10 protein-coding genes, 1 other RNA gene and 1 pseudogene are annotated in these 10154 nt (G+C 59.7%); all 12 read left to right on the top strand.

Features of this window, described 5'->3' with window-relative positions; genetic code table 11:
* A pseudogene (locus Q2B33_RS21105) lies at positions 1-197 on the top strand (hypothetical protein); the annotation flags it as partial.
* Positions 198-321: 124 nt separating this feature from the next.
* Positions 322-1293: an alpha/beta hydrolase gene (locus Q2B33_RS21100; RefSeq protein WP_300564961.1), complete on the top strand. Its 972-nt coding sequence runs from the start codon at positions 322-324 to the stop codon at positions 1291-1293.
* Between the two features lie 87 nt (positions 1294-1380).
* The gene (locus Q2B33_RS21095) at positions 1381-2385 is read left to right on the top strand and encodes a deoxyguanosinetriphosphate triphosphohydrolase (RefSeq protein WP_300564959.1); all 1005 of its coding nucleotides are present in this window, start codon (positions 1381-1383) and stop codon (positions 2383-2385) included.
* Between the two features lie 25 nt (positions 2386-2410).
* The gene (dnaG, locus tag Q2B33_RS21090) at positions 2411-4183 is read left to right on the top strand and encodes a DNA primase (RefSeq protein WP_300564957.1); all 1773 of its coding nucleotides are present in this window, start codon (positions 2411-2413) and stop codon (positions 4181-4183) included.
* 98 nt (positions 4184-4281) lie between these two features.
* A complete protein-coding gene (gene rpoD, locus Q2B33_RS21085) occupies positions 4282-5391 on the top strand; it encodes an RNA polymerase sigma factor RpoD (RefSeq protein ID WP_300564955.1) in 1110 nt (369 codons plus the stop codon).
* Positions 5391-6176 carry a class I SAM-dependent methyltransferase gene (locus tag Q2B33_RS21080; protein WP_300564953.1) on the top strand — a complete coding sequence of 262 codons (786 nt, stop codon included), beginning with the start codon at positions 5391-5393 and terminating at the stop codon, positions 6174-6176. Before rpoD ends, Q2B33_RS21080 begins: the two co-directional genes overlap by 1 nt.
* Before the next feature lie 58 nt (positions 6177-6234).
* A complete protein-coding gene (locus Q2B33_RS21075; protein WP_300564951.1) occupies positions 6235-7890 on the top strand; it encodes a nucleoside kinase in 1656 nt (551 codons plus the stop codon).
* An 88-nt stretch (positions 7891-7978) separates the two neighbouring features.
* An RNA gene (gene rnpB / locus Q2B33_RS21070) (RNase P RNA component class A) lies at positions 7979-8371 on the top strand.
* Positions 8372-8422: 51 nt separating this feature from the next.
* Complete coding sequence (gene pyrE, locus Q2B33_RS21065; RefSeq protein WP_300564949.1) at positions 8423-9115, top strand: orotate phosphoribosyltransferase; 693 nt, start codon at positions 8423-8425, stop codon at positions 9113-9115.
* Between the two features lie 29 nt (positions 9116-9144).
* Complete coding sequence (locus Q2B33_RS21060; RefSeq protein WP_296459802.1) at positions 9145-9297, top strand: hypothetical protein; 153 nt, start codon at positions 9145-9147, stop codon at positions 9295-9297.
* Positions 9298-9366: 69 nt separating this feature from the next.
* Positions 9367-9690 carry a DUF6142 family protein gene (locus tag Q2B33_RS21055; RefSeq protein ID WP_300564946.1) on the top strand — a complete coding sequence of 108 codons (324 nt, stop codon included), beginning with the start codon at positions 9367-9369 and terminating at the stop codon, positions 9688-9690.
* Between the two features lie 97 nt (positions 9691-9787).
* Positions 9788-10154: 5-(carboxyamino)imidazole ribonucleotide mutase (purE, locus tag Q2B33_RS21050; protein WP_300914229.1), on the top strand; the 367-nt coding region annotated here is incomplete at its 3' end.

Below are 10154 nucleotides of genomic sequence, written 5' to 3'. Positions count from 1 at the left end.
CGATCTATCTCTTCACGGCTCTGGGGCTGCTGTGTATGGGGCTGGAGATGCTGATCAGGCATTATCTGGAGGCGCGGATATTCCTGACCTGGTCGGCGGTGGTGCTGACGATCTGCACCATACTGGACATCGCGGTGATTACCATGCTCTCCCGCAGGAGGCTGCGGAACGAGGTGCGCAGGAGGCTGCATTTCTAAACTCCCATGCAGCCGGCCGCACCGGCATACCGAAAAGTAAGGCAATAAAGAGAATTGCATATTGATGAAAATGAGTGGAAGACAGGATACGAGAATGACGCAGGGAACAGGAAAAGGGAGAGAAATGGAGACGGGAAGGGAAATTGAGATTCAGGCGGGCGTAGAGGCGGAGATTGAGACGGGGAAGGATATAGAGGAGGCGGACAGCACGGACAGAAGGATCCAGGGGCTGATGAACCTGATCAGGCGTGTCCACGGCATGGTGGAGAATGCGGACATCGAGAAGCACAGGCAGTCCCAGGACCATATCGGTACGATCCTGAGCAACACCAAGACGGTGGAATACCAGGAGGTGGACATAGACGGCATGTATGGGGAATGGGTCGGCGTCAACCGGGCCCATATGAAGAAATATGTGCTCCTGCACTGCCACGGCGGCGGATATTCCACCGGCAGCAGCCTGTATGCCAGGACATTGACCTCCAAGCTGGCGGAGTCCACCTCCATGGACGTGCTGTGCTTTGACTACCGGCTGGCGCCGGAGCATCCTTATCCCGCCGCCCTGGAGGATGCCCTGCGGGCATGGGATTACCTGATGCTTCTGGGATACGGCGCCAGGGACGTGGTGGTGACGGGGGATTCCGCGGGAGGGAACCTGGCCCTGGCGCTGGTCCTGAAGCTCAGGGAGCAGAAGCGGCTGCTGCCCAGGGGGTTGGTGCTCATGTCGCCCTGGACGGACCTGACGTCCACGGGCAAGTCCTTCCAGACAAAGGCGGAGGTGGATCCGGTGCTGAACTGCGCCTATATCGACAGGATGGTGCAGGCCTACGCGGGGGGCCTGGACCTGACGGATCCGATGATCTCCCCGCTCTTCGGGAATTTCGAGGGCTTCCCGCCCACCTATATCCAGGTGGGGGAGAATGAAATCCTCCTGAGCGATGCCCTGCGGCTCCACCGGGTCTTTGTGGAGAAGAACGTGCCCGTGAAGATAGACATCTATCCCGGCATGTGGCATGTGTTCCAGATGTCCCCTGTCCGGGCGGCCAGGGCGGCCATGGACAAGAACGCGGAATTCATCTTCGATGTCTGCCGCTAAGGATTCCGCTCATGTGTTACAGGAAAAAGGATTTTGGCTCCGGGCGCAGAATAATAATAGTAGAGCAGTCAGAAGACAGGAGCGCACATGACGATCAGAGAAAATCTAGAACAGTGGGAGAAGCAGTATTTAAGCCCCTATGCGTCCTACAGCACGGATTCAAAGGGGAGGATGAGGCCGGAGCCGCATTGCGATGTACGGCCTGTGTTTCAGCGCGACCGTGACCGGATCGTACACTGCAAGGCGTTCCGGAGGCTGAAGGACAAGACGCAGGTATTCCTCTCCCCGGAGGGGGATCATTACCGCACCCGTCTGACCCATACCCTGGAGGTCTCCCAGAACGCCCGCACCATCGCAAAGGCACTGCGGCTCAATGAGGAGCTGGTGGAGGCCATCGCCCTGGGGCACGACCTGGGGCATACGCCCTTCGGGCACGCGGGGGAGAGGGCGCTGAACCGCATATGCCCTCTGGGCTTCGAGCATAACCTCCAGAGCGTGCGGACAGTAGACAGGCTGGAGAAGAAGGGGCAGGGCCTGAACCTCACCGAGGAGGTGCGGGACGGCATCCTGAACCACCAGACCAGCGGCACCCCTCATACGCTGGAGGGGAAGATCGTCCGGCTCTCGGACAAGATTGCGTATATCCACCACGACATGGACGATGCGGTGCGGGCGGGCATCCTGAAGGAGAGCGACGTGCCCAGGGAGATCCGCGACGTGATCGGCAGCACGCCCAGCGACAGGTTCGACCATTTCATCCACGACATCGTGAATGCCAGCATGGGGAGGGACGACATCCGCATGTCGGAGGAGACACATCTGGCCATGACGAGGATGCGGGCGTTTATGTTCGAACATGTGTACGAAAACCCGGTGGCAAAGAGCGAGGAGGCCAAGGCGGAGCGGCTGATGGAGACGCTCTACCTGCATTTCCTGCACCATATCGACAGTCTGCCGGAGGAGTTCAGGGGGCTGTTGGAGCAGGGAGAGCCGAGGGAGCAGGTGGTGTGCGATTATGTGGGGGCCATGACGGACCGATACGCCATTGCCGTCTATGACGACATATATATACCGAAGTCATGGATGGGCTGAGGTTCGGTGAGAGATGGAGGCACAGATGTACTATTCGGACGAGATTGTGGAAGAGGTCAGGTCGAGGAACGATATCGTGGAAGTGGTCTCGGGATATGTGAGGCTGCAGAAAAAGGGCGGCCGCCATTGGGGGCTCTGCCCTTTCCACAACGAGAAATCCGCCTCCTTTTCCGTGAACGGAGATCTGCAGGTGTACCACTGCTTCGGCTGCGGAGCGGGCGGAAACGTGTACACCTTTGTGATGAACTATGAGAACTACACCTTCCCGGAGGCGGTGAGGATGCTGGCGGAGCGGGCCGGCGTGGCGCTTCCCCAGGAGGACGGGTCGGAGGAGGCCAGGCGGCGCGGGGACAGGCGGGCCAGGCTCCTGGAGGTCAACAAGGCGGCGGCCAGGTTCTTCTACTATCAGCTTCGCAGCCCTCACGGGCAGATCGGGTACCAATACCTGAAGAAAAGGGAGCTCACCGATGAGACCATGCGCAGCTTCGGCCTGGGCTTCGCGGGGAAGAACGGCGCCAATCTGGTGCAGTACCTGCGGGAGAAGGGCTTTGAGGATCAGCTCATACAGGAGGCGGGGCTGGCCACCCATTCCGAGAAATACGGTCTGAACAGCCAGTTCTGGAACCGGGTCATGTATCCGATCCAGGACATCAACAACCGGGTCATCGGCTTTGGCGGCCGGGTGATGGGGGACGGGGAGCCCAAGTACCTGAACTCCCCGGAGACCCCCATATTCGACAAGCGGCGCAACCTCTACGGCCTGAACTATGCCAGGAAGGCCAGGAGCGGCAACATCATACTCTGCGAGGGCTATATGGATGTCATCGCCATGCACCAGGCCGGGTTCACCCAGGCGGTGGCCTCTTTGGGGACGGCCTTCACGGCGGAGCAGGCGGCGCTGCTCAAGCGCTATACGGAGACGGTGCTCCTGGCCTACGACAGCGACGGCGCAGGGGTGAAGGCGGCGCTCCGGGCCATCGGCATCCTGCGGGAGGCCGGACTCACCGGCAAGGTGATCGACATGCAGCCCTACAAGGATCCGGACGAGTTCATGAAGGGGCTGGGGAAGGATGCCTTCGAGGAGCGGATTCGCCAGGCGGAGAACAGCTTCTTCTTCGAAGTCCGGATCCTCCAGGGGCAGTTCGACATGGACGACCCGGAGGAGAAGACCAGGTTCCACAGGGAAATCGCGAAGAAGCTGTGCGAATTCTCCGAGGATGTGGAGCGGGACAACTATCTGCAGGCAGTGGCCGGGAAATATTATATCGGCATCGAGAACCTGCGCAGGCTGGTGGCGCGCTACGCCATGAGCACCGGCCTGGCGAAGCAGCCGGAACGCCCGAAATCAGGCATACAGAAGAAAAAGGGGCCCGAGGAGAGCGCCAGGCAGTCCCAGAGGCTCCTGATCACATGGCTCTGCAGCGAGCCGGGTCTCTACGGCAGGATCAGGAGATACATTTCCGCGGCGGACTTTACCGTGGAGATTTACCGCAGGGTGGCGGAGCGGCTCTTTGCGGAGCTGGAGGAGGGCCGGGCAAATCCTGCGGGCATCATCAGTATGTTCCAGGACAGCGAGGAGCAGAAAGAGGCGGCGTCGCTTTTCGGCGCGGTGCTGCCCCGGCTGGATTCGAAGCAGGAGCGGGAGAAAGCCTTTCACGAGATTCTGCTTTCCGTGAAAAAGAACAGCTACGAGTACCATATCTCCCATATGGGGGCGGACGTGAATGCCCTGGCGCAGGCCATCGCGGGCAAGAAAGCGCTGGAAGAGCTGGCAGGAACGCATATTTCCTTAGATTAAGGTAAAGATATTGGTAACTTCGAGCAGTGGGAACGCAAGGCATCTACAGTAAAACAAAAAGGGGAAAGGATTTCCCGAGGAAGGATGGAATTACTACAATGGATGAAAACACAAGGGCAAAGTTTGAAGAGAAGGTGAAAGAGCTCCTCAATATGGCCAAAAAGAAGAAAAATGTGCTGGAGTATCAGGAAATCAGCGACTTTTTTGCGGACATGCCCCTGGAGGAGGAGCAGTTCGAGAAGATTCTGGATGCTCTGGAGCAGAACAATGTGGACGTGCTGCGCATCACGGAGGACGAGACCGACGTGGAGGAGATCATCCTGTCGGACGAGGACGATGTGGACGTGGAGAATCTGGATCTGTCTATCCCGGACGGAATCAGCCTTGAGGATCCCGTGCGCATGTACCTGAAGGAGATCGGCAAGGTGCCCCTGCTGTCCGCGGAGGAGGAGATCGAGCTGGCCAAGCGGATGGAGCTGGGGGACGAGGACGCGAAGAAGCGCCTGGCCGAGGCGAACTTACGCCTGGTGGTCAGCATCGCCAAGCGGTATGTGGGCCGGGGCATGCTCTTCCTGGACCTGATCCAGGAGGGGAACCTGGGACTGATCAAGGCCGTGGAGAAGTTCGACTACCGAAAGGGCTATAAATTCTCCACCTACGCCACATGGTGGATCAGGCAGGCCATCACCAGGGCCATCGCGGATCAGGCCAGGACCATCCGCATCCCAGTGCACATGGTGGAGACGATCAACAAGCTGATCCGTGTGAGCCGCCAATTGCTCCAGGAGCTGGGGCGGGAACCGGCCCCCGAGGAAATTGCGGAGGAGATGAACATGCCCGCGGATCGTGTGCGGGAGATCCTGAAGATCAGCCAGGAGCCGGTGTCCATGGAGACGCCCATCGGCGAGGAGGAGGACAGCCATCTGGGAGACTTCATCGAGGACGACAAGGTGCCGGTGCCCGCGGACGCGGCGGCCTTCACTTTGCTGAAGGAGTCTTTGGTGGAGGTGCTGGGGACCCTGACGGAGAGGGAGCAGAAGGTGCTGCGCCTGCGGTTCGGCCTGGATGACGGACGGGCCCGCACGCTGGAAGAGGTGGGAAAGGAATTCAACGTGACCCGTGAGCGCATCCGCCAGATCGAGGCGAAGGCGCTGAGGAAGCTGCGCCACCCCAGCCGCAGCAGGAAGCTGAAGGACTATCTGGACTGATGGAGAGGAAGGGACCGGGAGGCAGCGTGGCGCTGTCAGGGCGGCTTCGGATGCTGGCGGATATGGTGACGCCGGGGAGCAGGCTGGTGGACGTGGGCTGCGACCATGGCTTTCTGTCCATCTACCTGGTGCAGGAGGGGGCGTGTCCCACGGTGCTGGCCATGGATGTGCGGGAAGGGCCTCTGGCGGCGGCGAAACGCCATGTGGAGGCATACGGGCTCGGGGAGTACATAACATTGCGCCTGTCGGACGGCCTGGGGGCATACCGGGCTGGGGAGGCGGAGGCGCTGGTCTGCGCCGGTATGGGCGGCAGGCTCATGGAGCGGATCCTGCGGGAGGGCATGGATCTGGCATGGGGGATGCGGGAGGTGATTCTGCAGCCCCAGTCGGAGATTCCGCAGTTTCGGGCGTTCCTGCGGGAGGCGGGCTTTGGAATCGTGCAGGAGGATGCGATCCGGGAGGACGGGAAGTATTACTTTGCCATGAAGGCCCGGCCCGGGGCAGGGGATTCCGGGCAGATGCCCGCAGGCCGCGGCGGGGAGCGAGACGCGGCTGGCGGAGGCGCGGAGGACGTGGGGACGCGGGAGCTGTACGACTTGTTCGGGGAACATCTGCTGAAGGGCAGGCATCCGGTGCTTTTTGCCTACCTGCGGCAGCGCAGGAGCTATCTGGGACGGCTGGGGGCAGACCTGGAGGCGGCGGGATCCGCCAGGGCCAGCGGCCGGCTGGAGGAGGTGCGGCGGGAGCTGGCGCAGATAGAGGAGGCGTTCTGCCGCTACGGATAGCGCCGGGGAGGCATGTCGGTAGGCGCGCAGTATAATAATGCAGAAGGGAAGGTTGGATATGGTTACGATCACGATTCATGGGGAGCAGAAGCAGGTAGAACAGGGAACCACATATGAGGCCATCGCGGCTGCGTATCAGAAGGAATACGATGGCACCATCGCTCTGGTGAGCGCCAACGGCAAGATCAGGGAGCTGTTCAAAAAGGTGGTCAGGGACTGCACCATAGAGTTCTTCACCCTGAGGGACAGCGTGGGGCATAAGTCCTATATCCGCGCGGCCAAGATGCTGTTCCTGAAGAGCATGAGCGATGTGTTCGGGGCCCGGGCGGCCAGGGAAAGCTGCGTGGAGTTCTCCATCGGGCGGGGGCTGTACGTCAATACCCTGGGGAAGGTGCCCGCCACGGAGGAGAGCGCCCGGCTCATCAAGCGCAGGATGGGGGAGCTGGTGGAGGCGAGGACACCTTTCATGAAGAAATCCTACCCCCTGGACGACGCCATGGAGCTGTTCGGGGAGAAGGGCATGGAGGACAAAGTGAAGCTGTTCCGGTTCCGCATGGGCTCCACGGTGAATATATACGAAATTGAGGGCTATTATGATTACTATTACGGATACATGCTCCCCAACGCGGGATACATCAGGTGGTATGACGTGATTCCCTACGAGGAGGGCTTCATGCTGGTGCTGCCCCCGGAATCCAACCCTACGGTGCTGGAGCCCTTCAGCGAGAGCAGGAAGCTGTTCGACACCATGGAGAGCGCTAAGAGCTGGGGCAGGACGGCGGGCATCGAGACCGTGGGGGACCTGAACGAGCAGATCTGCAGCGGCTCTGTCAGCGACCTGATCCTGGTCCAGGAGGCGAAGCAGGAGCGTATGATCGGGGAGATCGCAAGGGACATCGCCGGCAGGGAGAACGTGAAGTTCGTCATGATCGCGGGCCCCTCCTCCTCGGGCAAGACCAGCTTCTCCCACAGGCTTTCCATCCAGCTCCGCACCCTGGGCAAGGTGCCGCACCCCATCGCCCTGGACAATTATTTCGTGAACCGGGAGGACACCCCCAGGGACGAGAAGGGGGACTACAATTTCGAATGCCTGGAAGCCATAGACGTGAAGCTGTTCAACGAGAACATGGTGAAGCTCCTGGCCGGGGAGCGGGTGGAGCTGCCGACGTTCAATTTCAAGGTGGGCCAGCGGGAATACAGGGGAGATTTCCTGCAGTTGGGGGAGGATGACATACTTGTAATCGAGGGGATCCACGGCCTTAACGGGAAGATGTCCTATGCCCTGCCGGAGGAGAGCAAGTACAAAATCTACATCAGCGCCCTGACCACCCTGAACATAGATGCCCACAACCGCATCCCCACCACCGACGGCAGGCTGCTGCGCAGGATGGTCCGGGATGCCCGTACCAGGGGCTCCAGCGCCCAGAGGACGATCCAGATGTGGCCCTCCGTGCGCAGGGGGGAGGAGGAGAACATCTTCCCCTTCCAGGAGGAGGCGGATGCCATGTTCAACTCGGCGCTGATCTATGAGCTGGCCATGCTGAAGACCTTCGCGGAGCCTTTGCTGTTCCAGATTCCCAAGGGGGAGCCGGAGTATTACGAGGCCAAGCGGCTCCTGAAGTTCCTGGATTACTTCCTCTGCGTGCCCAGCGAGAGCTTGCCGGTGAACTCCATCTGCAGGGAGTTCGTGGGAGGGAGCTGCTTTAATGTGTGACGGCGCGCGGCCGCTCGTAATCGCTTTTGCGTCTGCGCCTGATTTTGCTCTTGTAATTTCGGGGATCTGCCGTTATAATAGGAAGCGGTGAGTAGGATAAATAATCGCGGGCTCCCGCAAGCGGGGGCCTGAGGAAAGTCCGGGCTTCACAGGGCAGGATGCCGGATAACGTCCGGTGGAGGCGACTCCAAGGCCAGTGCAACAGAAATAGACAGCAGGGCGGGACTGTAGAGCCCTGTAATGGTGGAAAGGCAGTGTAAGAGACTACCGTCCGTCCGGTAACGGGCGGAGCCATGTAAACCCCATCCGAAGCAAGACCAGAATGAGAGCGACAGGCTTGCCCGGCCTGCTTTCAGGTAGGTCGCTGGACGCGGCTGGCGACAGCCGTGCTAGATAGATGATTATTCTTGTCGATGGAAGATGCGCCCGGCGGATTTTCCATTGTACGCGACAGAACCCGGCTTATCGTCCTGCTCACCTTTTTTCCAGGGAAGGACCATAGGCTTGTTTGACAGGAGGAAGCGGTAGAGGTATGGAACAGTACAAACAGGAATTTATCGAATTTATGGTGGACAGCAATGTGCTCAAGTTCGGCTCGTTTACATTAAAGAGCGGCAGACAGTCCCCCTTTTTCATGAACGCGGGTTCTTACGTGACAGGGACGCAGCTGCGGTGCCTGGGCGGGTACTATGCCAGGGCCATCCATGAGAAGTATGGAGACGACTTCGACATCCTGTTCGGACCGGCCTACAAGGGGATTCCCCTGGGAGTGGCCACGGCCATGGCCTACAGTGAGCTCTACGGAAAAGACGTGCGCTACAGCTCCAACCGCAAGGAGGCCAAGGATCACGGCGAGGCGGGCATTCTGCTGGGAAGCGGCATGAAGGACGGAGACAGGGTCGTAATCATCGAGGACGTGACCACCTCGGGGAAATCCATCGAGGAGACCTATCCCATCATCATGGCCCAGGCGAAGGTGGAGATTAGGGGGCTGATGGTGTCCCTGAACCGCATGGAGAAGGGCGCGGCGGGAGACAGGAGCGCCCTGGAGGAGATCAGGGAGCGCTACGGCTTTGAGACGGCTGCCATCGTGACCATGGGGGAAGTGGTGGAGCATCTGTACAACAGGCCGTACAAAGGGCAGATCTATATCGATGATGCCACAAAGGCGGCCATAGAAGCGTATTACAGGACATACGGGGCAGGAGAGCTGGCATTGAAGTAAAGCCACACGGGAAAGAAGGGAGCGGCTATATGAGCGAGAGAGTCTATAAAGTGATGAAAGGAGCGGGCGCTACCAGCATTACCGTGGGAGTGATCTCGCTGGTAGTGGGAATCGTGTCGGGAATCCTGCTGATCGTCAGCGGGGCGAAGCTGATTGCGGGCAAGTCCAAGATCATATTCTAGGCGGGGAGCGACTGGTGGGCATTTCCTAAGAGGGGCAGACCTTTCTGGGGAGTGCCCTTTCGGATTTATATGAAAAAAAGAAAAGGCTTTATTTTTACGGATAAAAAACATTCCAACCGGGCCGTCATGGCCGCGGTTCTGGGCGCGATCAGCCTGGCCTCGCTGGGCATCATGGTGTTCCTCTCCTACAGGAACGGAGGGAAGGTGGGAGCCGGCTTCGGGGTCGGGGCCCTGCTTGCCGCGCTCTACTCCACCGTGGGGCTGATACTGGGGCTGGTGACCCTGCAGGAAAAGGAGTATTTCAGGCTCTTTCCCGTGCTGGGGATCGTGCTGAACCTCCTGGCGCTGCTAAGCGTGGGGCTGATCATATACGCGGGAGGCAGCCTGGCGTGAGGGAGGCGGGGATCCCAAATTTGGAAAAAGTGGTTGCGCACAGGGCCATTCTTTAGTAAACTGGAGAATAGAGAAATTATAGCCAAAGGAGGCATTTATGGGAGACATACAGGAAAAAAAGGTGGGCATTGTGATGGGAAGCGATTCCGACATGCCCGTGATGGCGAAGGCGGCGGACATTCTGGAGGAGCTGGGCATCCCCTATGAGATGTCGATCATCAGCGCCCACAGGGAGCCGGATGTATTTTACGAGTACGCGAAGAGCGCGGAGGAGAAGGGATTCAAGGTAATCATCGCGGGAGCGGGCATGGCGGCCCATCTGCCGGGCATGTGCGCGGCGATTTTCCCCATGCCGGTCATCGGGATCCCCATGCATACCACCTCCCTGGGAGGAAGGGATTCCCTGTATTCCATCGTGCAGATGCCCTCCGGCATCCCCGTGGCCACAGTGGCCATAAACGGCG

Source organism: uncultured Acetatifactor sp., assembly GCF_948601915.1.
Classification (GTDB): Bacteria; Bacillota; Clostridia; order Lachnospirales; family Lachnospiraceae; genus Acetatifactor.
This window is presented reverse-complemented; position numbering and strand designations above follow the sequence as displayed.